This window comes from Aurantimonas sp. C2-5-R2 (genome assembly GCF_036549495.1).
GTDB classification, from domain to species: domain Bacteria; phylum Pseudomonadota; class Alphaproteobacteria; order Rhizobiales; family Rhizobiaceae; genus Aurantimonas; species Aurantimonas coralicida_A.
Map to the genome: position 1 here is coordinate 1 of NZ_JAZHLJ010000023.1, position 25,512 is coordinate 25,512.

Below are 25,512 nucleotides of genomic sequence, written 5' to 3' on the forward strand. Positions count from 1 at the left end.
TGCCGGGCGACGCTCAATCAGCACATGACGCTCGTATCAGTCCGCGAACGGCGAGGCCGCCGCCCATCCCGCGCGAGCGGGTTCGTTCTTCAACCCAAAGCGGCAGCTTACCCCCGCACCATGCGGGCCGCGCTCGTCGCTTCGCTTGCGATAAGGCCCCCTTCCTTGCGCGAGACGCGCTGATGGAGATGCACCATCAGCGCCGCGGCGAAGAGCGGCGTCAAAAGGTTGAGCAGCGGTACGGCGAGGAAGCCGGCGATGAGCAGGCCGGCCAGAAACACCGTCGTGCCGTAGCGGCCGCGCAGCGCTTTCGCCTCCGCCTCGGTCCGATAGCGCATCGCCGCGAACTCGAAATATTCGCGGCCGAGCAGATAGCCGTTGATTACGAAGAAGGCGGCGATGTTGATGCCCGGCACCAGGAGCAGGACCAGGGCCAGCAGATTGCCGAGGATCACCACGCCGAAGAACTTCACCGACAGGATCAGGCCGGGAATCAGCGGCATCGCCGTGCCGGCCGACACCTCGGGATAGCTATTCGCCTCGACCACCTCCGCCACATCGTCGAGAAACAGGCTGGCGATCACCGCGCTGATCGGCCCGATCAGGAAGGCCAGCAATATGGCCAATGCGAAACCGGCGGCCCATCCGGCCAGGCTGCCCGCCTGATCGACCCAGGACGGGGCATCGGGAAACAGATTGGACAGGAACGGCACCGCGAACCATTCGGCGATCGCCGCGATGCCGAACCACAAGGCGACCAGCACGATGGCGCTGAGGCCGAGAGCCTTCCACAACGCTCCGCGAAAGGGGGCTGAGAAAATATCGGCGAAAGCCAGCCGGGCGGAGGCGAAGATCATCGGTGCGTCCTTTCCATTGCCCCGCGAGATAGGCAGCGGCGCCGGTGTCCGCAACGCTGTCAGAGGCGGACCGCGTCTGGCCAACGGGGGCCCCGCGCGCTAGGAAGGCCGCGATTTCAACGACGGACCCCATCATGACAGATTACGACGTTCTCACGATCGGCAACGCGATCGTCGACATCATCGCGCGCGCCGACGACGGTTTTCTCGAACGCGAGGCGATCCAGAAGGGCGGCATGACGCTCATCGATACCGAACGCGCCGAGCATCTCTACGGTGTCATGGGTCCCGGCATCGAAATGTCCGGCGGCAGCGCCGGCAACACCGTCGCCGGTCTCGTCAGTCTCGGCGGAACCGGCGCCTATTTCGGCAAGGTCTCCAACGATCAGCTCGGCGAGATCTTCGCGCACGACATCCGGGCCCTCGGCGTCCACTACGCCACCAGGCCGCTCGACGGCCATCCGCCGACGGCCCGCTCGATGATCCTGGTCACGCCCGACGGCCAGCGCTCGATGAATACCTATCTCGGCGCCTGCGTCGAGCTCGGCCCGGAGGATATCGATCCGGCCGTCGTCGCGGCCGCCAAGGTCACCTATTTCGAGGGCTATCTGTGGGATCCGCCGCGCGCCAAAGAGGCGATCGTCGAGGCGGCGCGGATTGCCCACGACAATGGCCGCGAGGTCGCGATGACGCTCTCCGACGCGTTCTGCGTCCATCGCTACCGGGACGAATTCCTCGACCTCATGCGCTCGGGCACCGTCGACATCGTCTTCGCCAATGAAAGCGAGGCGCTGTCGCTTTACGAAGTGAACGATCTCGACAGCGCGCTCGACCAGCTGGCGAACGACACCAAGCGCTTCTGCGCCGTGACTCGCAGCGAAAAGGGCTGCATCGTCGTCGAGGGCGACCAGCGCATTGCGGTGCCGGCGCTGGCGATCCCCGAAATCCTCGACACGACCGGCGCCGGCGACCTTTTCGCCAGCGGTTTCCTGCGCGGCTATACGATGGGTCTCGACCACGAGCAGAGCGCCAGGCTTGGCGTCGCCGCCGCCGGCCATATCATCGGGCAGATCGGCCCGCGTCCGCAGACGCCATTGAAGGATCTGCCGGACGTGAAGGCGGTGCTCGGCGGCTGACCACGCGGTTGCGGCCGGCCCATCGCTCAGGCGGTGCGCCGGTCACGGTCGGGAAGAGTGCTTGCGACGTCATTTCGAACGCTGTGAGGGATACGCGACATGCTCAGATGGGGAATCTTGTCCACCGCCAAGATCGCGCGGGAGCAATTGATGCCGGCGATCGGCAAGGCGACGAACGGCTCGCTGGCGGCGATCGCCAGCCGCGATCTCGAACGTGCCCAAGAGATCGCGACCGCCTTCGGCATCCCGCGCGCCTATGGCAGCTATGACGAACTGCTTGCATCTCCCGATGTCGACGCGATCTATGTGCCGCTGCCCACGGCCCAGCACACGGATTGGACCCTGAAGGCGATCGCGGCGGGAAAGCACGTGCTCTGCGAGAAGCCGATGGGCATGACCGCCGCGGACATCGACCGCATCATCGCGGCGGCAAAGGACGCCCGAGTCGTCGTGTCCGAAGCCTTCATGGTCGCCTATCACCCGCAGTGGGCCAAGGTGCGCGATCTCATCGCCGACGGCGCGATCGGGCGACTTGTCCATGTGGAGGCATCGTTCAGCTACCACAATGTCGACCCCGCCAACATGCGCAACCGGCCGGAACTCGGCGGCTGCGCTCTCCGCGACATCGGTGTCTATCCGCTCGTCACCTCGCGCTTCGCGACCGGCAAGGAGCCGGTGCGTGTCCGAGCCAAGGTCGTGACCGACGACGCGTTCGGCACCGACTCTTTCGTGACCGGCACGGTCGACTTCGGCGATTTCGAGATGAGCGTCTATCTCGGGACCCGCATGGCGCAGCGCCAGACCATCGTCTTCCACGGCACCGAGGGGTTCATCGAGCTTGCGGCACCGTTCAATGCCAGCCTCTACGACGGCGACAAGGTGCTGCTGCACGATCGCAGCCACCGGTCGACGCAGACCTTCCGTTTTCCGGGGGTGGATCAGTACCGCCTGCAGGTCGAGGCGTTTGGCGAGGCGGTGGTCGGAAATGGCGGGGTTTTCCCGCTGGAGTCCAGCCGCCGCAACCAGGCGGCGATCGACGCGCTGTTTACGGCCGGGCAAACAGGCGACTGGGTGCCGGTCGCCTGACCAGCGGCCATGAAATCGGCACATCCTGTCGCGAGATTGTCAGCGCTATCGTGACGCAGGGCCACGTCGCGCGGATCGTGCGCGGCAAGCCTCGGGCTATCCGGCGCGCGTAGCATCGGCGACGTCATCCAGCTTGAGGGACCATCCATGCGGCCTGCTTCACCAACGCGTCGCGCGGCAGCCAGTATCGCGGCCGCGCTGGCGTTTCTGACCGCGGCAGGACAGGCGTCCGCCGAGCCGAACGCGAAACAGGTTTTCAGTGCCCAGCACACAGCCGCCGCACTTCCGGCGGAGAGCCTCGGCTTCTACACCAAGGGATGCCTTGCGGGCGGGGCCCAGCTTCCGGCCGATGGGCCGACCTGGCAGGCGATGCGCCTGTCGCGCGACCGGCATTACGGCCTCCCGACGACGGTCGCCTTCATCGAGAACCTGTCTCGCGAAGCGGCACGGCGCGGCATCTGGCCGGGACTTCTGGTCGGCGACATGTCGCAACCGCGCGGCGGCCCGATGCCCTCGGGGCACAGTTCCCACCAGATCGGCCTCGATCTCGACATCTGGCTGCAGCCGATGCCGACCCCGCGCCTCACCGCTGCGGCACGGGAGGATTTCCCGTTCCGCTCGGTCCTGAAGAAAGGCACCTTCCAGGTCGATGATCGGATCTGGAATTCACGCTACCGCGACCTGATCAAGCTCGCCGCCGAAGATGCCAAGGTACAGCGGATTTTCGTCCATCCGGGCATCAAGAAGAAGCTCTGCGAGACGGCCGGCGACGACCGCGCCTGGCTGAACAAGGTGCGGCCCTATTACGGCCATCACGAGCACTTCCACGTCCGGCTGTTCTGCCAGCCCGGATCGCCGAATTGTACCGAGCAGAAATCCACCGGCCGCGGCGATGGCTGCGGCGATCTCGACTGGTGGTTCAACACGGCCCTGCAGCCGCCACCGCCGAACGCCAAGCCGGCGAAACCCAAGCCGGAGATGACTCTGGCCGACATGCCTCGCCAGTGCCGCGCGGTGGCGAATGCGCCGGCGATGGGCTCGACGGGCAGCATGATCGCCGCGACGAGAGCACGAGGGCCGTACCGGCTTCTGTCGGGCTCGCCTATGCGCCATCGGGTTCCATACCGATTCCGACGAACCGGCCGACTCGCTGACCCGGCCGCAACCGGTTTGTTTTGCGTTCGTCACGGCAGTGTCCTATGTCGATCGGCATACGAATCGATTGAAGCGGACATCCTATGGAACAACGGCGTGACGGTACGGACGCGTTGAAATTTCCGATCCTGATCGGCGACATCGGCGGCACCAATGCACGCTTCGCGCTGCTTCTCGATTCCTTCGCCGAGCCCAAGATGTTCCCAGTCATCCAGACCGCCGATTTCGAGACGGTCGACGACGCCATCCAGGCGACCGTGCTCGACAAGACATCGGTGCAGCCGAAATCGGCAGTGCTGGCCGTCGCGGGACCGATCGACGGCGACGAGATCGACCTCACCAACTCGCCCTGGGTCATTCGTCCCCAACAGATGCTGGCCGGGCTTGGCATCGAGGAAGTGATCGTTGTCAACGATTTCGAGGCGCAGGCGCTGGCGATCTCCTCGCTCGGCGAGCAATCGCGGACGCAGATCGGCGGCGGTGAGGTCCATGAGGGCGCCAGCCGGGTGGTGGTAGGCCCGGGCACCGGCCTCGGTGTCGCGGGCCTCGTGCGGGCGCGCAACATGTGGATTCCGGTTGCCGGCGAAGGCGGCCACATCGACCTTGGACCGCGCACCGAGCGGGATCTGGCGATCTGGCCGCATCTGGAGACCATCGAAGGTCGGGTGTCGGGCGAACAGGTGCTATGCGGACGCGGACTGGTCAATCTCTACCGCGCCATCGCGGCGGCGGACGGGGCGGAGCCGGTCCACACGACGCCGGCCGAGATCACCGAAGCGGCGGTGAACCAGAAGGACCCCCTTTCGATCGAGGCGGTCGATCTGTTCGCCACCTATCTCGGACGGGTCGCCGGCGATCTGGCGCTGATCTTCATGGCGCGCGGTGGCGTCTTCATTGCCGGCGGCATCTTCCAGCGCATCATCCCGATCCTGAAGTCCGAGCAACTCCGCGCCGCCTTCGAGGATAAGGCGCCGCATTCCGCGCTGATGCGCGAGATCCCGCTATTCGTCGTCACCGAACCGCTCGCCGCGCTCGCGGGTCTTGCCACATACGCCCGCACGCCGCGCTTCTTCGGCCTTGAGACGACCGGGCGGCGCTGGGTCGCCTGAGCGGGTAGCCGGCAGACCCACGCTTCGGGATACGATGACAAGATGTCCGGCCATTGCCCGCCAGCCTTGAGGCGCTACCTCGCAAGCGACGCAAAGCCGTTTAGAGCATCGGACCCAAAAGTGGCATCCGGTTTTTGGATCCTTCCGATGCTCAATCAAAATATTGGAGCGTCCTTTGTGCGTTCGAATGGACGCAGGACGCTCCAAAGCGAAGGACAATCCGCATGGCGCTGAAAGTCGCGGTCCAGATGGACCATGTCGCCTCGATCTCGATCAAGGGCGATTCCACCTTCGCGCTCTGTCTCGAGGCGCAGAACCGCGGCCACCAACTGTTCCACTACACGCCCGAGCAGCTCTCGATGCGTGGCGGCCAGGTCACCGCGCGGGTCGAGGCGATGGAGCTGCGGGAGGAAGAGGGCAATCATTTCTCCCTCGGGCCATCCGAGAAAGTCGATCTGGCGGAGATGGATGTCGTCCTGCTGCGCCAGGACCCGCCCTTCGACATGGCCTACATCACCTCCACCCACATCCTCGAACGCATTCATCCGAAGACATTGGTGGTCAACGATCCGGCCTCGGTGCGCAACGCGCCGGAGAAGATCTTCGTCATGGAATTCGCCGATCTGATGCCGGAGACGCTGATCACCAAGGACCCGGAGGAGGTTGCGGCCTTTCGCGCCGAGTTCGGCGAAATCGTCATGAAGCCACTCTACGGCAATGGCGGCGCCGGCGTCTTCCACTTGAGGAAAGACGACCGTAACCTGACGTCTTTCATGGAAACCTTCGGCGTCCTGTTCCGCGAGCCGTATATCGTGCAGCGCTATCTCGACGACGTGCGCAAGGGCGACAAGCGCATCATCCTCGTCGACGGGGAGTATGCCGGCGCCATCAACCGGGTTCCCGCTGAAAGCGACACGCGCTCCAACATGCACGTGGGCGGCACCGCCACCGCGACGGAACTGACGGAGCGCGAGCGCGACATCTGCGAGCGGATCGGCCCGGCGCTGAAGGAGCGAGGCCTCTTGTTCGTGGGTATCGACGTCATCGGCGACTATCTGACCGAGATCAACGTCACGTCGCCGACCGGCATCCGCGAGGTCAAGCGCTTCGGTGGTGCCGACATCGCCGCGCTTCTGTGGGACACGATCGAGGCCAAGCGCTGAAGCAACGACAATCCTGAACGACAGATAACAATCTTGTTCCGGAACCGTTCGGACAGGCTGTGGCTTACTGACCGCGACACTAGATATCCATCTCAGCTTCGCGAGGTCATGCCATGAACAAGATGCTACTCGGATTGCTCGCCGTCGTCGGCGGCTTCGCCCTTCCGGCCACGGCCGACGCCGCGGCGCGCGCCATCGCCACCGCCGACGTCAATCTGCGCGCCGGCCCCTCCACTCGCTACCCGGCGGTCGACGTCGTCGGTGGCGGCGACAGGGTCCGCGTCTACGGGTGCCTGGAGAACCGCTCCTGGTGCGACGTTGACTATGATGGCCAGCGCGGCTGGATGTCGTCGAACTACCTCGCCTATGCCGGCGGCCCCCGCCGCTACACCGGCGAACGCGCGATCCGGGCGATCGAGGCACCGGTGATCAGCTTCTCCATCGGCGGCTATTGGGACGACCACTATCGCGCCCGCCGCTTCTATCGCGAGCGCGACCGCTATGACGGCATCTACGGCCCGCGTTATCGCCGTGACCGGGACCGGATCGAGGATCGTGATCGGTTTGACGATCGGGACGATGTCCGCCGCGAACGCCGGGCGGAGCGTCGCCGCGAACTCCGTCAGGAAGAGCGTCGGGACGATCGCCGCGAGTTCCGCCAGGAGCGCCGCGACGACGTCCGGATCGAGTTCCGCGACGACCGGCGTGAGCGGGTCGAGGAGCGGCAAGAGCCGGTCGTTCCGCTCTATCGTGTGAACTGATCCTTCCATCCCATGACATCACCGAGGCGCGGCCACCACCGCGCCTCGTTTCGTTTTGAGCATCCCGGCCGGCAGACAAATTGTCCCCCGGGGCCGTTGATGCTTCACCTCTGTTCAACCGGACGATAAGCTGCGGCCATAACAGCCGCACCCTTCCCGCCGGGGCCCCGCCGCTCCGGCCCTTTCGCCCGACCTGCCGCAATCCACGAGGAGCGCCTTTGCCGACCGCCGACCGTCACGGCCCGCAGCCTGCGTCGACCATACAGCTCGAAGGCATCGACGTTTGGCTGACCTTCCTGCCCGAGGTGACTCCGGCGCTGCACGCGCCCTATCGCGCGCTTCTCGACGCGGGCGAGCGCCAGCGCTTCGAGCGCTACCGCGTCGATGGGGCGCGCGAAGAGTTCCTGGTCGGCAAGGCACTCGTCCGCGCCACCTTGTCGCGCTACCGACCCGTGGCGCCTGACGCCTGGCGCTTTACAGCGAACCGCCACGGCCGGCCGGACATTGCCGGTGGCGACGATGACGGACTGACCTTCAACCTCTCGCACACCCGCGGCCTCGCGGCGCTCGCCGTCGCCCGGCATTGCGATCTCGGCGTCGATGTCGAGACGGTCGGCCGCGACAGTGCCGTCCGGGATCTTGCCGGCCGCTACTTTTCGCCCGCAGAGGCGACCTACGTGCGCGCCGCCGACGGCCCGGACCTGCGCGAGCGCTTCTTCGCCTTCTGGACGCTCAAGGAAGCCTATATCAAGGCGCGCGGCATGGGGCTGGCACTGCCGCTCGACGGCTTCTCCTTCGATCTGGAAGGCGAAACGCCGACGATCGGATTCGCGCCGAGCTGCCCGGACGATCCCGCCCGCTGGACCTTTCTCAGGCGGCGGGTTTCCGCCGAGCACAGGCTGGCGCTCGCGGTCTCGCCACGGGATCGCCTGCCGCCGATCCGCTTTCTCAGAACGGTGCCGCTGACCGACCTGATCGAAGAGCTCGAACCCGTCGTTATGCCGCTGGATGCGATGGCGATGAGTAACGCGGATGCGGGCGGGCCAGCCTCGTGAAACTCTTCGCCGTTGGCGATCTGCATCTCGGCCATCCGACCAACCGCGAGGCGATCCACACGATCAAGGCACGACCGGACGACTGGTTGATTCTGGCCGGCGACGTTGGCGAGACCGAACGCCATCTGGATCTGGCGTTCGACGCCCTGCAGCCGAAATTCAAACAGCTCGTCTGGGTGCCGGGCAATCACGAACTCTGGTCGATCGCCTCGCGAGGAACCGCGCTCCGCGGCGAAGCCCGCTACCAGCGCTTCGTCGCTCTCTGCCGCGAGCGCGGTGTGCTGACGCCCGAAGACCCCTATCCGGTCGCCGAAATCGACGGCACGCTTGTACGGATCGTGCCGATGTTCCTGCTCTACGATTATTCGTTCCGGCCGGACTATGTGCCGCTGGACGCCGCCGTCGCCTGGGCGCGGGAAGCCGGTATCCGCTGCGCCGACGAGCAGCTTCTGTCGCCGGCACCCTTCGACAGCCGGAGCGCGTGGTGCGCGGCGCGCTGCGACCTCACCGAACAGCGGCTGGAAGCGCTCGACGACGGGCTGCCGACCGTGCTGATCAATCACTGGCCATTGCGCGAGGAGCTGGCCCGCCTGCCGCGCATTCCGCGCTTTTCGCTCTGGTGCGGCACGCGGCGAACCGAAAACTGGCACACACGCTTTGCCGCCCGCGCGGTGATCTCCGGCCACATCCACATCCGCTCCAGCCGGATGATCGACGGCGTCGCCTTCGAAGAGGTCTCGCTCGGCTATCCGAAGCAATGGCACGGCCGCATCGAACCGGACGAGGCGGTGCGAAGGATCAGTTTTCCAGGGCGGACCATTTAGCAGAAAGACGTTCGCCGGTTTGACCAACCGGCGCCATTCCATGCGTCGCCATACATCGTTCGGCAGACCATCTTTGAGCGCAATGATGTAAACCGGGCGAAAGAAACCCTCATGACAACCACCACCCTTTCGGAACCACTCGGCACGAGTGAACGGCGTGTAGCCGGCCCCGCCGTTTTGACCGCCTCCGGCCTCGTGCTGCTGGGGGCCCTCGTGCTCGCCTTCGGCTATGGTCCGGGCATCGCAGCCCTGTTCGTGGTCGGCGGTGCTTTCGGCCTCGTCCTCTACCATGCTGCCTTCGGCTTCACCTCGGCCTGGCGCAATCTCATTCGCGATGGCCGTGGCCGTGGCCTTCGCGCCCAGATGGTGATGCTTGCCGTTGCCGTCGCGCTGTTCTTTCCGGCCCTGGCAGCTGGCAGCCTGTTCGGTCAACCGGTCGCCGGCTTCGTGTCGCCGATCGGCGTGTCTGTGCTCGTCGGCGCTTTCATCTTCGGCATCGGCATGCAGCTGGGCGGCGGCTGCGCCTCCGGTACGCTTTACACTGCCGGCGGCGGCAATGCCCGAATGCTGATCACCCTGTTCTTTTTCATCGTCGGCTCGGTGCTGGCGACAGTCCATTTCGACTGGTGGACGGCATTGCCGGCCTTTGCACCCGTCTCGATCGTGACGGTCTTCGGCGCACCGGTCGCGATCGTCCTGTCCTTCGCCTTGTTCGCCGCGATCGCCCTCGTCACGGTTCTGGTGGAAAGGCGCCGTCACGGCACCCTGGAGCGCGCCGAACACAGTCCGCATACCGGCTTGTCGCGCTTCGCCCGTGGCCCCTGGCCCCTGGCCCCTGATAGCCGGCGCGGTTCTGCTCGCCCTTCTCAATTTCGTCACCTTGGCGCTGGCCGGCCGGCCCTGGGGCATCACCTCGGCATTCGCCCTTTGGGGAGCGAAGGGCGCGCAGCTCTTCGGTATCGATCCGACGGCCTGGGCCTATTGGCAGCAGCCCGGCAATGCCACCGCGCTGTCTTCCAGCGTCTTCTCCGACGTCACTTCGGTGATGAATTTCGGCATCATTCTCGGCGCCCTGCTAGCCTCCGCGCTCGCCGGGCGCTTGGCGCCGAACTTCGCCATTCCGCGCCGTTCGGTCCTGGCCGCGGTGATCGGCGGGCTGCTACTGGGCTACGGCGCCCGGATCGCCTTCGGCTGCAACATCGGGGCCTATTTCGGCGGCATCGCCTCGGGCAGCCTGCACGGTTGGCTCTGGCTTGCCGCCGCCTATCTCGGGTCGATGCTCGGCGTGCGCTTGCGGCGGTTCTTCTTCGTCGACGAGCGCCCCGGCGTGGCCAAGACGGCCTGACGAATCTTAAAGCTCGCGACGACAGGTCCCACGATTGAGCCCATCCCCTCCACCGGCTTCCTGAAGCGCCACGGCATCATGCCGCGGCGTTTTCGTAGTCGGCGACAAGGAAAATAATCACGCAGACGACTCCGCTTGACTCTCCCATCACCCTCTGGAATCTATAGGAACATATCACGAACAAAACCTCTTATCCAGAGGCTAGACGGCCGCAAACCCTTGCGGCCGAAGGAGATCCTATGGCTGTCAGCGATGCTTGGCCGGCCCGGCTGGCGGACATCCCCTCGGCGCGGACGCGGTCCGCGGCGAATGACGCGACGGCGGCCGGTTCTAGGAATTCGGCCCTTGCCCGGTTACGCGAACAGATCGCCCGAATCGAGGGCCAGCCGGTCGCCCGCCTGGAGCCAGCGGACGAAACGGCGACGGCGAAGGCCACCAAGCCGGCACGCCGCAGCGCGCTCAAACTGCATTCCCTCGGCTGCGCGACGGCCGACGCGGCGCTCGGCGGCGGCTTTCCGGCCGCCGGCCTGACCGAAATCCATCTCGACGAAACCCGCGACGGCGGAACGCTGGCCGGCTTTGCGCTTGCCCTGGCCATCCGCTTCGGCGCCCGGCCGGACAAGCCGCTTTTGTGGATCGGCGACAGCCTGGCCTTTTCGGAAGCCGGCCTGCCCTATTGGCCCGGCCTTGCCGGCTTCGGCCTCGATCCGAGCGCACTTTGCATAGTGCGAACCCGCCGGCTGGAAGACGCGGCCTGGGCCGGCGAGGAGGCCGCCGCCTCGTCGGCGCTGACGATGGCAATCCTGGAAGTGCGCGGCAATCCGGCGCGGCTCGGCCTCGACGGCACGCGGCGACTGCATTTTCGCGCGCGTGAGGCCGGCCTGCCGTTCCTGCTCTTGCGCCAGAGCGCCCGCGCCGAGGCGACGGCGGCGCCGCTCAGGCTGCGCGTGCGGCCATCGCCGGCGGCTTTCGTTCCCGACCTCGCCAATCATCAAAAGCTCATCGGCCATCCGGTGTTCGCCGTCACGGTCGAAAAATCCCGCGATGGCCGGCCGCGGCATTTCAGTCTGGAGTGGAACCCCCATGAGCGACGTTTCGACCCGCTTCGCCCAGAGCGTGCAACCGCGCTTCCTCGCCCTCTCGCTGCCGCGCCTGTCGACCGACCGGATCCGGCGCGAGACGCTGGGTCGCTCGTGGCGCTCCAGCGCGCGTCGTGAGGATAGCGCGCATTTACCCTCGGTTCCGGGCAAAACCGGGATCGATCGGGGCCGGCTCGATACCGTCCTGCGGCCGCCGAACCGCGCGCGCTACGAGACACGCGGCCTCGCCGAAGTCACCTCGGAAGGGGCGGCCGGCGACACGCCGATGGCGCCGCTGGCGCTGTACGAGACGGTCGCCAACGCCAACCGGATCGCTGCTGTCTGCGAGCGGGCGGAGGCCGGCGGGGTATCCCCGGGGGTCGGACTGGCCGAAGCGCGGGCGCGGTTTCCCGGCCTAGCGATCATCCTCGCCGATCCGCCGGCCGACGCGCGGTTGCTGACAGCCCTTGCCGACTGGTGCGACCGCTACACGCCCCTCGTCGCCCTCGACCCGCCGCATGGCCTTTTCCTCGACATTTCCGGCTGCGCCCATCTGTTCGGCGGCGAAAAAGCGCTGATGGACAACCTCCTCGCCCGCCTGTTCCAGCAAGGGTTCGCGGCGTCGGCCGCGATTGCCAGCCATGCCGGCACGGCGCTTGCCCTGGTCGGCCCCGGCGCCACCAGCATTATTGCGGCGGGCGCGGAACAGGCTGCGATCGCACCGCTGCCCGTCGCCGCGCTGCGGCTCGATGCGACGCTGACCGCCATGCTGCGGCGGCTCGGTCTCAAAACGGTCGGGTCGCTGTTGTCGCTGCCGCGCGCTGGATTGGCCCGGCGCTTCGGCGAGGATCTTTTGACCCGCCTCGATGAAGCGGCTGGCCGGGTCTTTCGGCCGATCAGACCCCGCCGGCCGATCCCCGAGCTTGCCGCCGAGCGCCGGCTGTTCGAGCCGATCAGCCGGATCGAGGATGTCGAGCGCGTCCTTTTCCTCCTCGCCGAACGGTTGCGGGACGATCTGGCGCGCCGCGGCGTCGGCGCCCGGCGGCTCGAACTGTCGCTGTTTCGCGTCGACGGACAGGTCAACCGGCTCGCCGTCGGCGCCTCGCGGCCGGTACGCGAGCCGGGCCATGTGCAACGCCTGTTTCGCGAGCGCATGAAGGGCCTCGGCGAAGAGTTCGACGCCGGCTACGGCTACGATCTCGTCAAGCTGGCGGTGTTCGAAGCCGCGCCGATGCCGGACGTGCAGACGGATCTGTCCGGCGCCGACGCGGCCGTCGACGCTTTCGGCGGCCTCATCGACCGGCTCGGCGCCCGCCTGGGCGAGGCCAGCGTCCTGCGGATCGAAGCCGCCGACAGCCACTGGCCGGAGCGGGCCGAGTGCTGGCGACCGGTGGGCGCCGGCAATGTCGGCCCCCTCGCGGCCCGGCAGAGCCCTGCGCCAGCCGGCGCGCCCCGGCCGGTCCGTTTGCTCGCCCTGCCGGAGCCCATCGAGGCAAGCTTCGAGGTGCCGGACGGCGCGCCGCTGCAATTTCGCTGGCGCCGGGCGCTGCACCTCGTGCGCCGGGCCGAGGGACCGGAGCGGATCGGCGCCGAATGGTGGCGGGACGCGGGCGAAGCCGCGCGCGACTATTACCGGATCGAGGATGCCGACGGCCGCCGCTTCTGGCTGTTTCGAGCCGGTTGGGCCGACCCGGCGGTCGATCCCGAATGGCAGCTGCCGGCTCCGCGGCCGGCCTGGTATCTGCACGGAATCTTCGCATGACACCCGCGCCGGCCCCGTCCGCCTTCGCCGAGCTCGGCGTCGCCAGCTGCTTTTCCTTCCTGCGCGGTGCCTCGCAGCCGGAGGAACTGGTCGTCACCGCCCACCGGCTCGGCCTCGGCGGTATCGGCCTTGCCGATCGCAACAGCGTCGCCGGGGTGGTGCGCGCCCATCAGGCGGCGCGAGAAGCCGGCCTTGCCTACGCGCCCGGCGCCCGGCTGGTTTTTTCCGACGACACTCCCGACATTCTGGCCTATCCGCGCGATCGCGCCGGCTGGGGCCGGCTCTGCCGCTTGCTCAGCCTCGGCAACCTGCGAACCCGCAAGGGCGATTGCGTCCTGCATCTGTCCGACTTGCTCGAATGGGGTGACGGCCTCAATCTCGCTGCCCTGGCTCCGGCGGAACTCGGCCATGACGAGAAAGCCGGAGCGGACCTCGCCGAAGCCCGCCTCGCCCGCGCCCTCCAGGCGCTCGCCTCGGCCTTTCCAGGCGCCGTGCGGCTTGCCGCCGCGCCGGCCCATGACGGGCTCGACCAGCGCCGCTTCGCCCGCGCCGCCCGCCTTGCGGAGCAACGCGGCACGCCGCTGATGGCGACCAATGACGTCTTCCACCACGCGCCGGGCCGAAGGCGGCTGCAGGACGTGATGACCGCGATCCGGGAGCATGTGCCGCTCGCCGAAGCGGGGCGCCTTTTGTCGCGCAACGCCGAGCGGCATTTGAAGGCCCCGGACGAGATCGCCCGGCTGTTTCGCGCCTATCAGGGAGCCGTCGAGACCGCCAATGGCTTCTTCGCCGAACTCGATTTCGACCTGAAGAGCCTTCGCTACGAATATCCCGACGAGGCGCTGAAGCTGACCCGCACCCCGGCGGAGGAACTGCGCTTTCTCGCCCATGACGGCGCCAAATGGCGCTATCCGGAAGGCGTTCCGGCGAGCGTCACCCGGCAGATCGACTACGAGCTCCAGATCATCGGCGAGCTGAAATACGAGCCGTATTTCCTCACCGTCCACCACATCGTCGAATTCGCCCGGTCAAAGGGCATTTTGTGCCAGGGGCGCGGCTCGGCGGCCAATTCGGTGGTTTGCTTCTGCATCGGCATCACCGAGGTCTCGCCCGAGCGCGCCGGACTGTTGTTCGAACGGTTCATCTCGTCGGACCGGCGCGAGCCGCCGGACATCGACATCGACTTCGAGCACGAGCGCCGCGAGGAGGTAATCCAGTACATCTACGACCATTACGGCCGGGACAACGCCGCCATCGCCGCCACCGTCATCACCTATCGCGCCCGCTCGGCCGCCCGCGAGGTTGGCAAGGCCTTCGGCCTGTCGGACGACGCGGTCTCGGCGCTGTCCGGATCGGTCTGGGGCTATCATTCCTCCGATCTCGGGGAGTGCGAAGCCGCGGCGGCCGGTTTGACGGCCGAGGATCCGACCACGGCGAATGTCCTCCACTTCGCCACCGAGCTCGCCGACTTTCCCCGGCATCTGTCCCAGCATGTCGGCGGCTTCGTCATCACCAGGGACCGCATCGACGCGGTCGTGCCGATCCTCAACACCGGCATGGACGGGCGCACCATCGTCGAATGGGACAAGGACGATCTCGACGCACTCGGCATCCTGAAAATCGACATTCTCGCCCTCGGCATGCTGTCGTGCCTGCGCCGCGGCTTCGATCTGCTTGAAAGCCATTACGGCGTGACGCTCAGCCTCGCCGATCTGTCGTTGGCGGCGGACGACGCGCCGACCTACCGGATGGCCCAGCGGGCCGACACGCTCGGCGTCTTCCAGATCGAAAGCCGGGCGCAGATGTCGATGCTGCCGAAGCTCAGGCCCGAATGCTTCTACGATCTCGTCATCGAGGTGGCGATCGTGCGGCCCGGCCCGATCCAGGGCGACATGGTCCACCCCTATCTCAGGCGCAAGATGGGGCTGGAGCCGGTCAGCTATCCGAAGGAGGAGTTGCGCGAGGTGCTCGGCCGCACCCTCGGCGTGCCGCTGTTCCAGGAACAGGCGATGCGAATCGCCATCGTCGCCGCCGGCTTCACGCCGAACGAGGCGGACAAGCTGCGCCGCGCCATGGCGACGTTTCGCCGGGTCGGCACCATCCACACCTTCCAGAAGAAGCTGGTCGAGGGAATGGTCGCGCGCGGCTATGAGCGCGACTTCGCCGAACGCTGTTTCAAGCAGATCGAGGGTTTTGGCGAATACGGCTTTCCCGAAAGCCACGCCGCTTCCTTCGCGCTGCTCGTCTATGCCTCCTGCTGGCTGAAATGCCATTATCCCGACGTCTTCGCCGCCGCGCTTCTGAACGCCCAGCCGATGGGCTTCTACGCGCCGGCGCAGATCGTCTGCGACGCCAGGGAGCACGGCGTCGAGATCAGGCCGGTCGACGTCAATCACTCCGCCTTCGACCAGACGCTGGAGGCGGCACCCTTCGATCCCGGCGGCATGAAAGCCCGGCATTCGGACATGCGGGAGGCCATCCGAACCCGCCACGCCGTCCGCCTCGGCTTTCGCCAGGTCAAGGGGCTCGGCGCCGAGGAAATGGCCACGCTGGTGGCGGCACGGGGGCCGGGCTACGATTCGATCCGCGATCTGTGGCTGCGTTCGGGGCTCAAACGCGCGACGATCGAACGGCTGGCCGACGCCGACGCCTTCGACTCGCTGGGCCTCACCCGCCGCGACGCGCTGTGGGCCTGCCGGGCGCTCGATCCCAACGGCGCAGCCGAGCGCCTGCCGCTGTTCGAGCGCGCTTCGGCCAAGGACCTGCAGGACGAGCCCGACGCGCATCTGCCGCCGATGCCGATCGGCGAGGAGGTGTTCAACGACTACCGTTTCCTGTCGCTCTCCCTGAAAGCGCATCCGGTCTCCTTCGTGCGCGCCGCGCTGGAACGGAGACGCGTGCTGGCCAACGAGACGCTGGCGACGCTGCGCTCGGGCAGCCGCGTCGCCGTCGCGGGCCTCGTCCTCATCCGCCAGCGGCCGGGCTCGGCGAAGGGCGTGATCTTCATGACCATCGAGGATGAAACCGGCATCGCCAACATCATCGTCTGGCCGAAAATCTTCGAGCGCTTACGTCCGGTCGTCCTCGGCGCGCGCTTCGTCAAGGTGACGGGACGAATGCAGTCCGACCGGGGGGTGATCCATGTCGTCGCCGACGACATCGAAGATCTGACGCCGCTGCTGATGCCGATCGCCAGCGGCGACGTCCCCGCGGTCGGCGAGGCCGAAATGGACGAAAACTCCGAGGTCGTCGCCTCGCTCGGGGCCGCGCTGGCCCGGGCCGACGAAATCCGCCGACCGGTCGACGAACAGCGCGGTCAGGCAAGACTGCTTGCCCGCCACCGCTCCATGCTCGCGACACCCGACCCGGCGCATCGTCCAGGCCTTGCCGATCGGTCCGTGCGACAGGTGCTGCCGAAGGGGCGGAATTTTCAATGAGCGAACCGCGATGCCCCTTAGGCGCGCGATCGATCGCCGGTTCACCAATCAGGCTCTGGCCGAATCCGACGACCTTGCTATCTTCGCGCTGACGCCGTCGAAATGTTCCGCGACGCCGAACGACAGGGGGACCCATGCCGGAATCGCGGCCGACCACAGGCCGACCGCAACGGATCGCAAAGCTTGCCGCCGCGAACCGCACCTTGCCGGCGCGCCGATGGGCGCGTTCGCTCGCCCCAGGGTTCATTCCGGTCCTCACCGCCGGCTGTGCCGGTCCGCAATCGACATTCGAAGCCGTCGGAACCGAAGCCGCCAACGTCGCGACCCTGTTCTGGGTCATGCTCGCCGGGGCTGTCGTCATCTGGCTGCTCGTCATCGGCCTCTCGGTCTACGCGACCAGGGTCAATCCCGCGGCTCACAGCGAAGCGACCGGAATCCGGCTGATCATCTGGGGTGGTGCCGTCGTCCCCACCATCGTCTTGGCCGCCCTCTTGAGTTGGGGCCTCACCATGATGCCGGAACTTCGGCGCGAAGCGGACGGGCCAAAGATCGCGGTCTCCGGCGAGCGCTTCTGGTGGCGTATCGCCTACGGCGTCGAAGGCGAACCGGGCGTCGCCAAGAGCCTGCCTGCCGGCGGCGTCGAGAGTGCCAACGAACTCTGGCTGCCGGTCGGCCGCCGCTCCGAAATTCTCCTCGGCAGCCCGGACGTGATCCATTCCTTCTGGGTGCCGGCCATCGCCGGCAAGACCGACGCCATTCCCGGCAGGGTCAACCGGCTGGTGCTCGAGCCGACCCGCGAGGGCGTCTACAACGGCGTCTGCGCCGAATTCTGCGGTGACGCCCACGCCCAGATGGGATTTCGCGTCGTCGTCGTCTCGGGGGCCAATTACACCCACTATGTCGAGGCCCAGAGCCAGCCGGCCGCCGTCACCGAGGGCGAGGGCGCCGAGCGGTTCGTCGAACGCGGCTGCGGCGCCTGCCATACGGTGCGCGGCACGCCGGCCGACGGCGCCGTCGGGCCGGACCTGACCCATATCGCCTCGCGGAAAACCATCGGCGCGGGTCTGCTTGAGACAACGCCGGCGAATATCGCCGCCTTCATCCGCTCCCCCGCCCATCTCAAGCCGGGAGCCGAAATGCCCGCCTTCGCCATGCTGCCCGAAGCCGAGATCACCGCCATCGCCAACTGGCTGGGGGCGCTGCGATGAGCGAGACCGCGTTCGGCAAGCCTGGCGTGACCGGCGCCACCGATCAGGACCAGGAGGACGCGGCCGTCCGCCGCGCCCAGGAGGAGCGACTGATCGAGGTCTGGAAGGCGCCGAAAGGCTGGCGCTACTGGTCGGCGGTGAACAACACCGAGGTGGGGATCTGGTACACCGCCACCGCCTTCGCCTTCTTACTGTTCGCGGGCGTTCTCGGCCTGATGATCCGCGTGCAGCTCGCCGTTCCGGACAACGACTTCCTGTCGGCCAGTTTCTACAATCAGGTCTACACGCTGCACGGCACGGTGATGATGTTCCTGTTCGCCGTGCCGATCTTCGAGGCGGTGGCGATCGTCATCCTGCCGCAGATGCTGGGCGCGCGCGACCTGCCGTTTCCGCGCCTTTCGGCCTTCGGCTATTGGTGCTTCCTCATCGGCGGAGTGTTCGTCACCGGCTCGATCTTCTTCGACGCGGCGCCCGCCAGCGGCTGGTTCATGTATCCGCCGCTGACGACGCAGGAGCGCTTCACGCCGGGATATGGTCCCGACATCTGGCTGCTCGGCCTCTCCTTCATCGAGGTCGCCTCGATCGCCGCGGCGGTGGAGCTGATCGTCGGCACGCTGAAATGCCGGCCGCCCGGCATGCGGCTCAATCTGATGCCGCTCTATGCCTGGTATGTGCTCGTCGTCGCCGGCATGATCCTGTTCGCATTCCCGCCGCTGATCGCCGGCGACATCCTGTTCGAGCTGGAGCGCCTGTTCGGCTGGCCGTTCTTCGACCCCGAGCGCGGCGGCGACCCGATGCTGTGGCAACACCTGTTCTGGATCTTCGGACACCCTGAGGTCTACATCGTCTTTCTGCCGGCGATCGCGCTTCTGGCGATGATCGTTCCGACCTTCGCGCGGCGCCCGATCCTCGGCTATTCCTGGATCGTGCTCGCCGCTGTCGGCACCGGCTTTCTGTCGTTCGGCCTGTGGGTCCACCACATGTTCACCACCGGCCTCCCCGCGATCTCGCTCGGCTTCTTCTCGGCCGCGTCCGAGGCGGTGGCGATCCCGACCGGCGTCCAGATCTTCGTGTTCCTGGCGACGCTCCTGACCGGCCGGGTGATCTATCGGGTGCCGATGCTGTTCGTCTCCGGGGCGCTGGCGATCTTCGTCCTTGGCGGCCTCACGGGCGTCATGGTCGCGCTCGCGCCCTTCGACTGGCAGGCCCACGACACCTATTTCATCGTCGGACACCTCCATTACGTCTTGATCGGCGGCATGCTGTTTCCGGTCGTTGCCGGCATCTACTATTTCTGGCCGATGCTGTCGGGACGAAAGCTGTCCGACGGCCTTGGCAAGATCGCCTTCTGGCTGATGTTCGTCGGCTTCAACGTCGCCTTCCTGCCGATGCACTGGTCGGGGCTGATGGGCATGCCCCGCCGCATCTGGACCTATCCCGTCGACCTCGGGCTCGACATTCCCAATCTGATCTCCTCGGTCGGCGCCTTCGTCTTTGCCGCCGGCTTCCTCGTCGTCGTCTTCGACGTGCTGCGGCCAAGCCGCCATCTGCCGCGTGCCGAGCGCAATGTCTGGAACGCCGGCACGCTGGAATGGCTGGCCGAGACCGAGGACAAGGGCTGGGGGGTGCGCTCGATCCCGCTCGTCACGACCCGCTATCCGCTGTGGGAGCAGCCGAACTTCATGGAAGACGTCGACATGGGACGCTTCTACATGCCGGACGCCGAGGAGATGCAGCGCGAGACGATGGTGACCGGCGTCCTCGACGCGACGCCGGAACAGTGCCTGCGGGTTCCCGGCCCGACCTTCATGACCATGTGGGCGGCGATCTTCCTCGGCGCGGTGTTCATCTTCGCGACCTTCCACTGGTGGCTGGCGACCATCGCGGCGATGGTGCTGGCGACCGCCGCGATTCTCGTCTGGCTGTGGCGCGGCACCGCCATCATCCCGGAGAAACCGGACAAGGATGTGGGCCGCGGGCTGACGCTGCCGCTTTATCTTTCCGGCCCGAAATCGGTCGGCTGGTGGGCGATGTTCATCACCATGGTCGGCGACGGCACCGCCTTCCTGTCGCTGGTGTTCGGTTATTTTTTCTTTTTTACCATCCACGAAAACTTTCCGCCGGCCGGTATCGAGGGGCCGGGGTTGGTCTGGCCGTTGATCGCGCTGGCGCTGTTTGCAGGCGGGTGGATCGCCGCCCGCCTGGCGCTCAGAATCAACCGCGCCGGTTCGGTCGGCATGGCGCGGGCGCTCATGGGCGGCGGCGCCTTGCTGGCCCTTGGCGGCGGAGCGGCTCTCGTCTGGGCACCGTACGTCACCGGTCTCGATCCGGTCACCCACGTCTATCCGGCGACGGTCTGGGTGCTGGTCATATGGACAGCGGTCCACGGCGCCGTCGGCGCACTGATGCTCGGCTATTGCCTGGCGCGATCGCTCGCCGGCCGGCTGACGCCGGTCTACGACATCGATATCGCCAATGTCGCGCTCTACTGGCACTTCATGGCGGCCACTGCGTTGATCACCGTTGCGACCATCGCGCTCTTCCCGCTGGCGGTCTGAGGAGAGGGCGATGAACACCAACCGACAGACCCGCGACAATCTCTGGACGCTGATCACCCCGCCGACGGTCTGGGCGCTGCACTTCCTCGTCTCCTACGTACTCGCGGCCTATGCATGCGCGCCGAATGTCCAGGTTTTCGAGACCATCGGCGGCGCCCGCATCGCCATCGCGATCGTGACGCTCCTTGCGCTGGTGCTGATCGGCCTCGTCTTCCGACGGTCGCTGCACGAATGGCGCACGGAAGGCGGCAGCGGTTTTCACAACGACGAGGATAGCGGGGCGGGGCGCGAGCGGTTTCTGGAGTTCTCCACCGTACTACTCGCCGCGCTGTCCTTCGTCGCGGTGCTCTTCGTTGCCCTGCCGGTGCTGATCAACGCGGACTGCCGATGAGAACCGGCGCGCCCATTCTTGCCGACTATGGTCCGGCCATGACCCCGGCGGCATCCAAGTGGCCGGGTATCACGCGGTTCTGGCCACTGGTCGCCGGCGTCCTCCTGCTGACGCTTTTGTGGTTCGGGCCGCTGCCGGAGAGCGCCCGAGGCTCCTTCGCTGCCCATATGGCGCTGCATATGGGCCTCGTCGTCCTCGCCGCGCCGCTGCTCGCGCTCGGCCTGGCGCGCGCCTTTCCCGGTTTGATCGCCGGGCTTTCTCCGGCTGTCGCCATCGCCGCCTCGCTGGTCGAGTTCGTCGCGGTCTGGGCCTGGCACGCGCCGGCGTTGCACGACGCGGCGCGCGTCGACGCATCGATCTTCGTCCTCGAACAGGCCTCGTTCCTTGCCGCCGGCATCCTTCTGTGGGCCAGCGCCATCGGGGCGGCGGGCGCCGGCCGGCCGGCCGCGCGCGCCGCCGGCGTCGTCGCCCTTCTCGTCACCTCGATGCATATGACGCTGCTCGGCGCCCTGCTCTTGCTGGCGCCGCGCCCGCTCTATGCCTGCGCCGAACTCTGTTCCCCCGCCGCCGCGCTGACGCCGCTGGGCGACCAGCAGTTCGGCGGCGTTTTGATGTTACTCGTCGGCGGCGCGGCCTATCTGACAGGCGGACTGGCGCTTCTCGCCTCGATCCTGCGCGAGCAAACGCCCAGCGGTGGGACCGGCTGATGCGGATCGATTTCATCCTCACCTGGAAGAAGCTTCTCCTCGCCGCTGTCGGCGCCGTCGCGCTGGCCTTCGCCGTCAGCCTTTCCGGCATGGTCTCCATCGCGGCGTCCACGGGACATTTCGCGCCGGTCGGCTGGTTCTTGAACTGGACCATGCGTAACACCGTCGCGCGCCAGTCATTGACCATTTCCGTTCCCGAGAACATCGACCTCGACGATCCGGCGCTCGTGCAACGCGCGGCGGGGCATTTCGCCACAGGTTGCGCCCCCTGCCATGGCGCCCCCGGCGTGCCGCAATCGCCGGTCTCCCTGTCGATGACGCCGCATCCGCCGCGGCTCGCCGAAAGGGTCGGCGACTGGAAAGACCGCGAGCTGTTCTGGATCGCCAAATACGGCATCAAATATTCGGGTATGCCCGCCTGGGTGACCCAGGAGCGGGACGACGAGGTCTGGGCGCAGGTCGCCTTCCTGCGCGCGCTTCCCGAGATGACGGCCGAGCGCTACGCCGAGCTCGCCCTCGGCGGCAAACGCGGCGATGAAAAGCTGCAAGCCGGCGGCGAGGCGACGGCCGGGCTCGACGGCATCTTCGCGAACGCACTGGCGGATTGCGCGCGGTGCCACGGGCGCGACGGCCTCGGCCAAGGCGAGAAAGACGCCGCCGGCGCCTTCCCGATCATCGCCGGTCAGCCTGAAGCCTATCTTCTGGCAACGCTCAGGGCCTATTCGGAAGGCTTCCGCCATTCCGGCCTGATGCAGCCGCCGGCCAAGCGCTATGACAAGGCGACACTGGCCGCGCTGGCCGAATGGTATGCTGGCAAGCCAGTGAAGCGCGGTTCCGATGAGCCGAGGGAGAGCCCCGCCCGGGCCGGTCAGGTCGCCGAGGCCGAAACGGAACCGGCAAGCACGCCCGCCGATGGCGTTCCGGCGCAGATATTTCCGCCCGACACGCGCAGCGGAAACGCCGTCGTCTCCACCGCGACGGCCGGAGGCCTCCCGGAAGACGCGGCGGCCATGCGCGATCTCGGACGAAAGATTGCCCTGGAGGGCCTTCCGGCCCGCAAGATTCCCTCCTGCGAGAGCTGCCACGGCGCCGAGGGACGGGCGAAGAACCCGCTTTACCCCTATCTCGGCGGCCAGCCGGAATGGTACGCGCGGACACATCTGGAACTATGGAAGGACGGCGTCCGCGGTGGTACGCAATTCTCGCACCTGATGACGCCGATCGCGGTCAACATGACCGATGAACAGATCGCTGCGGTCGCCGCGTGGTATGCCGCCCAGCCGGTCGGCCGTTGAGCGGGCGACGACGCATGAACGACAACCGAGAGAGCCTTGATGGATAGCAGCGCCGACGCACAGTCCTGGGAAACATCGATGGCGCCGGGCCTCGACGTCGTCGAGGCGATCGCGATCAAGGCCTATGCCGAACTTCCCGATGAGTTCCGGGCGCTCTCCGGCGAGATTCGTTTCTACGTCGCGGACTTTCCCGACGACGACGTGGTCCGCGAGATGGAGTTGCAAAGCCCCTTCGACATTCTCGGCCTGTTCGAGGGCCGCGGGATCGGGGACATCGACAGCCCGGTCACCGGAGAGATGCCGAACCGCATTCTTTTATATCGCCGGCCCATCCTGGATTATTGGGCCGAGCACGAGGAAACCCTGGGTACCCTTGTCTCGCATGTGCTGATCCACGAGATCGGCCACCATTTCGGCCTGTCGGACGACGACATGGAAGCGCTCGAGGCAAGCGTGACCTGAACCGCCCGTTATCGCTTCGTCTTGAACGTCGCCCGGTTTTGCCGCCACCGCAGGAGGGCCAGCACAGCCAGGCTGACGAGGACGATCGTCAGGGTGAGCGGAAAGGCCATCGCCACGACGGCAAGGACGGCGATCACGGCAAAGGCGGCAAGGCCGACAAGCGCACAGCCGATCCCGTAACCAATGGCGGATTCCAGCGATGGCCTCATGCTGCGGCGGCGCAGTCTTCGCACATGGCATAGCCGTGACGCATTGGCCTCACCGGCGCGCCTACTGTTCGCCGAGCTTCATCGCCGGGTCGTAATCCTTGCCCGCGACGGTCTTCACCACGGCCTGGCCGCAGCGCATCGTGCCCATCGCCGCGTCATAGGCGTAGGTCGGCGAGCCATGCAGCTCCCAACCCTTGGACAGCGCCAGCGACACCTTGTGGCAGAAGGCGGAATCGTCCGGCCCCGACAGGAAGCGGTAGAGCTTCATCGCGCCGCCTCCCGTTCGGCAATCGCGTCGCGCATCGCCAAGAGGATTTGCGCCTGCTTGAGATGCAGCCGCTCGACCATGCGTCCCTCGATCTGCAGCACGCCCTTGTCGGCGTTTTCCGGTGCGGCGAAGGTCTCGACGATCCGCTCCGCCCAAGTGACGGCGGCGGGATCGGGCGAGTAAGCGGCGTTGGCGGCCGCGATCTGTGTCGGATGGATCAGCGTCTTGCCGTCGAAGCCCAGCCGTCGCCCCGCCGCGCATTCGGCGGCAAAGCCCGCCTCATCGCGGAAATTGGCATAGGGGCCATCGAGCACAGCCATTCCATAGGCTTTCGCCGCCACCATAATTTGCATGATCCAGGGCATCAATTCGGCCCGGTCGGGGCCGGGCTGAATGCCCGTCGACAGAGCGATGTCATAGGGTCCGACCATCAAGGCCGTCACTCGCGTGGCAGATCCGGCGGCAGCGAGCTTTCCCACGTCGAGGATGCCGAGCGGCGTCTCGATCATCGCCCACAGCTTCACGCTATCCGGCGCGCCCGCCTCTGTCAGCGTTTTGGCGGCCTGCCGCAGCGTCTCGACCGTCTCGACCTTGGGAAGCAGGACGGCGTCGACGCCGGCTTTCGCCGCTATCCGCAGGTCGTCGGCGCCCCATTGCGTGTCGAGCGCGTTGACCCGGATGATACGCTCACCGGCGAAACCGTCCGCGCCGAGATGGGCCGCCAGTCTGTCGCGGGCCGCCGCCTTCTCCCGCGGGCCGGCGGAATCCTCCAGATCGTAGATCAGCGCGTCGGCGGCAAGGCCGCCGGATTTTTCCAGCGCGCGCGCATTCGCGGCGGGGACAAACAGAAGCGAGCGGCGGGGGCGAAGCGGTGTCATCATGGCGAAACTCATCGCCGATTCAGACGAAACAGGCAATCGCCGCCGCCGCAAAACTCTTGAGAGTTTGCGCGCCCGAACCGAAATGCTATCCACCGCGCGACGATGAGCCGCCGTGACGAAGGAAGACCGTTATGCAGAAGTTCGACAAATTGACCGGGATCGCCGCCCCCTTGCCGATCGTCAATGTCGACACCGACATGATCATCCCGAAGGATTACCTGAAGACGATCTTGCGCACCGGTCTCGGCACGGGTCTGTTCGCCGAGCCGCGCTACAACGAGGATGGATCGGAGGACCCCGATTTCGTGCTCAACAAGCCGGCCTATCGCAGCGCCGAAATCCTCGTCGCGGGCGACAATTTCGGCTGCGGCTCGTCGCGCGAGCACGCGCCCTGGGCGCTTTTGGACTTCGGCATCCGCTGCGTGATTTCCACGTCCTTCGCCGACATCTTCTACAACAACTGCTTCAAGAACGGCATCCTGCCGATCCGCGTCACGCCGGAACAGCTCGATCTTTTGATGGACGACGCCGAGCGCGGCGCCAATGCGCGCCTGACCATCGATCTGGAGACGCAGACGATCGCCGGGCCTGACGGCGGCGAGATCTCCTTCGAGATCGACCCGTTCCGCAAGCACTGCCTACTCAACGGTCTCGACGATATCGGCCTGACCATGGAGAAGGCAGGCTCGATCGCCAGCTATGAGACCGCGCTGGCCGAACGCCGCCCTTGGGCCTGAGGTCGACGGTGACCGGTTGGCTGGATT

Annotated in this window: 23 protein-coding genes and 1 pseudogene; 20 read left to right on the forward strand and 4 right to left on the reverse strand. The window is 66.8% G+C overall.

The window, feature by feature from the left end; translation table 11 throughout:
• Positions 1 to 107: 107 nt before the first annotated feature.
• Positions 108 to 857, reverse strand: a complete 750-nt coding sequence (locus tag VQ044_RS11990) for a sulfate transporter family protein (protein ID WP_327646890.1) — start codon at positions 855 to 857, stop codon at positions 108 to 110.
• A 134-nt stretch (positions 858 to 991) separates the two neighbouring features.
• Between VQ044_RS11990 and VQ044_RS11995 the strand changes: the two genes are divergently transcribed.
• The 19 genes and pseudogenes from VQ044_RS11995 (at position 992) to VQ044_RS12080 (ending at position 23,390) form a co-directional block, all read left to right on the forward strand.
• Positions 992 to 1,993: an adenosine kinase gene (locus VQ044_RS11995; RefSeq protein ID WP_327646891.1), complete on the forward strand. Its 1,002-nt coding sequence runs from the start codon at positions 992 to 994 to the stop codon at positions 1,991 to 1,993.
• 99 nt (positions 1,994 to 2,092) lie between these two features.
• Positions 2,093 to 3,079, forward strand: a complete 987-nt coding sequence (locus VQ044_RS12000; protein ID WP_327646893.1) for a Gfo/Idh/MocA family protein — start codon at positions 2,093 to 2,095, stop codon at positions 3,077 to 3,079.
• A 147-nt stretch (positions 3,080 to 3,226) separates the two neighbouring features.
• On the forward strand, positions 3,227 to 4,351 hold the full coding sequence (mepA, locus tag VQ044_RS12005; protein ID WP_327646895.1) for a penicillin-insensitive murein endopeptidase: 1,125 nt from the start codon (positions 3,227 to 3,229) through the stop codon (positions 4,349 to 4,351).
• A complete protein-coding gene (locus tag VQ044_RS12010; protein WP_327646896.1) occupies positions 4,318 to 5,343 on the forward strand; it encodes a glucokinase in 1,026 nt (341 codons plus the stop codon). The genes mepA and VQ044_RS12010 overlap by 34 nt, the downstream gene beginning before the upstream one ends.
• A gap of 224 nt (positions 5,344 to 5,567) precedes the next feature.
• A complete protein-coding gene (gshB, locus tag VQ044_RS12015) occupies positions 5,568 to 6,506 on the forward strand; it encodes a glutathione synthase (RefSeq protein WP_327646898.1) in 939 nt (312 codons plus the stop codon).
• A gap of 113 nt (positions 6,507 to 6,619) precedes the next feature.
• Complete coding sequence (locus VQ044_RS12020) at positions 6,620 to 7,267, forward strand: SH3 domain-containing protein (protein WP_327646900.1); 648 nt, start codon at positions 6,620 to 6,622, stop codon at positions 7,265 to 7,267.
• Between the two features lie 218 nt (positions 7,268 to 7,485).
• Positions 7,486 to 8,322: a 4'-phosphopantetheinyl transferase family protein gene (locus VQ044_RS12025; protein WP_327646902.1), complete on the forward strand. Its 837-nt coding sequence runs from the start codon at positions 7,486 to 7,488 to the stop codon at positions 8,320 to 8,322.
• Positions 8,319 to 9,146 (forward strand): metallophosphoesterase family protein, encoded by an 828-nt coding sequence (locus VQ044_RS12030; RefSeq protein WP_327624270.1) that lies wholly within the window; start codon positions 8,319 to 8,321, stop codon positions 9,144 to 9,146. Before VQ044_RS12025 ends, VQ044_RS12030 begins: the two co-directional genes overlap by 4 nt.
• Positions 9,147 to 9,257: 111 nt before the next feature.
• Positions 9,258 to 9,887, forward strand: a pseudogene (locus VQ044_RS25655) (YeeE/YedE thiosulfate transporter family protein); the annotation flags it as partial.
• A gap of 73 nt (positions 9,888 to 9,960) precedes the next feature.
• On the forward strand, positions 9,961 to 10,491 hold the full coding sequence (locus tag VQ044_RS25660) for a YeeE/YedE thiosulfate transporter family protein (RefSeq protein WP_442872909.1): 531 nt from the start codon (positions 9,961 to 9,963) through the stop codon (positions 10,489 to 10,491).
• 239 nt (positions 10,492 to 10,730) lie between these two features.
• Positions 10,731 to 11,708, forward strand: coding sequence for an ImuA family protein (locus tag VQ044_RS12040; protein WP_327624268.1), 978 nt, complete (start codon positions 10,731 to 10,733; stop codon positions 11,706 to 11,708).
• A gap of 148 nt (positions 11,709 to 11,856) precedes the next feature.
• A complete protein-coding gene (locus VQ044_RS12045) occupies positions 11,857 to 13,332 on the forward strand; it encodes a DNA polymerase Y family protein (protein WP_327646937.1) in 1,476 nt (491 codons plus the stop codon).
• On the forward strand, positions 13,329 to 16,769 hold the full coding sequence (locus tag VQ044_RS12050) for an error-prone DNA polymerase (RefSeq protein ID WP_327646903.1): 3,441 nt from the start codon (positions 13,329 to 13,331) through the stop codon (positions 16,767 to 16,769). Before VQ044_RS12045 ends, VQ044_RS12050 begins: the two co-directional genes overlap by 4 nt.
• A gap of 134 nt (positions 16,770 to 16,903) precedes the next feature.
• A complete protein-coding gene (gene coxB / locus VQ044_RS12055; protein ID WP_327646905.1) occupies positions 16,904 to 17,977 on the forward strand; it encodes a cytochrome c oxidase subunit II in 1,074 nt (357 codons plus the stop codon).
• A complete protein-coding gene (ctaD, locus tag VQ044_RS12060; RefSeq protein ID WP_327646906.1) occupies positions 17,974 to 20,535 on the forward strand; it encodes a cytochrome c oxidase subunit I in 2,562 nt (853 codons plus the stop codon). The genes coxB and ctaD overlap by 4 nt, the downstream gene beginning before the upstream one ends.
• Before the next feature lie 10 nt (positions 20,536 to 20,545).
• Positions 20,546 to 20,926 (forward strand): hypothetical protein, encoded by a 381-nt coding sequence (locus VQ044_RS12065; protein ID WP_327646907.1) that lies wholly within the window; start codon positions 20,546 to 20,548, stop codon positions 20,924 to 20,926.
• Positions 20,923 to 21,633, forward strand: a complete 711-nt coding sequence (locus VQ044_RS12070; protein ID WP_327646908.1) for a cytochrome c oxidase assembly protein — start codon at positions 20,923 to 20,925, stop codon at positions 21,631 to 21,633. The genes VQ044_RS12065 and VQ044_RS12070 overlap by 4 nt, the downstream gene beginning before the upstream one ends.
• On the forward strand, positions 21,633 to 22,928 hold the full coding sequence (locus VQ044_RS12075) for a c-type cytochrome (RefSeq protein WP_327646909.1): 1,296 nt from the start codon (positions 21,633 to 21,635) through the stop codon (positions 22,926 to 22,928). Before VQ044_RS12070 ends, VQ044_RS12075 begins: the two co-directional genes overlap by 1 nt.
• Positions 22,929 to 22,967: 39 nt before the next feature.
• Positions 22,968 to 23,390: a metallopeptidase family protein gene (locus VQ044_RS12080; protein ID WP_327624261.1), complete on the forward strand. Its 423-nt coding sequence runs from the start codon at positions 22,968 to 22,970 to the stop codon at positions 23,388 to 23,390.
• 8 nt (positions 23,391 to 23,398) lie between these two features.
• On the opposite strand, the gene VQ044_RS12085 is transcribed toward VQ044_RS12080, so the two are convergent.
• From VQ044_RS12085 to VQ044_RS12095, 3 genes are all read right to left on the reverse strand, one after another.
• Positions 23,399 to 23,599, reverse strand: a complete 201-nt coding sequence (locus VQ044_RS12085; RefSeq protein ID WP_327646910.1) for a hypothetical protein — start codon at positions 23,597 to 23,599, stop codon at positions 23,399 to 23,401.
• A gap of 61 nt (positions 23,600 to 23,660) precedes the next feature.
• On the reverse strand, positions 23,661 to 23,867 hold the full coding sequence (locus tag VQ044_RS12090) for a DUF1737 domain-containing protein (RefSeq protein ID WP_327646911.1): 207 nt from the start codon (positions 23,865 to 23,867) through the stop codon (positions 23,661 to 23,663).
• Entirely contained in the window at positions 23,864 to 24,748 is an 885-nt protein-coding gene (locus VQ044_RS12095; RefSeq protein ID WP_327646912.1) for an HpcH/HpaI aldolase/citrate lyase family protein, read from the reverse strand. Before VQ044_RS12095 ends, VQ044_RS12090 begins: the two co-directional genes overlap by 4 nt.
• 131 nt (positions 24,749 to 24,879) lie before the next feature.
• Between VQ044_RS12095 and leuD the strand changes: the two genes are divergently transcribed.
• Positions 24,880 to 25,485, forward strand: a complete 606-nt coding sequence (gene leuD, locus VQ044_RS12100; protein ID WP_327646913.1) for a 3-isopropylmalate dehydratase small subunit — start codon at positions 24,880 to 24,882, stop codon at positions 25,483 to 25,485.
• Positions 25,486 to 25,512 lie beyond the last annotated feature (27 nt).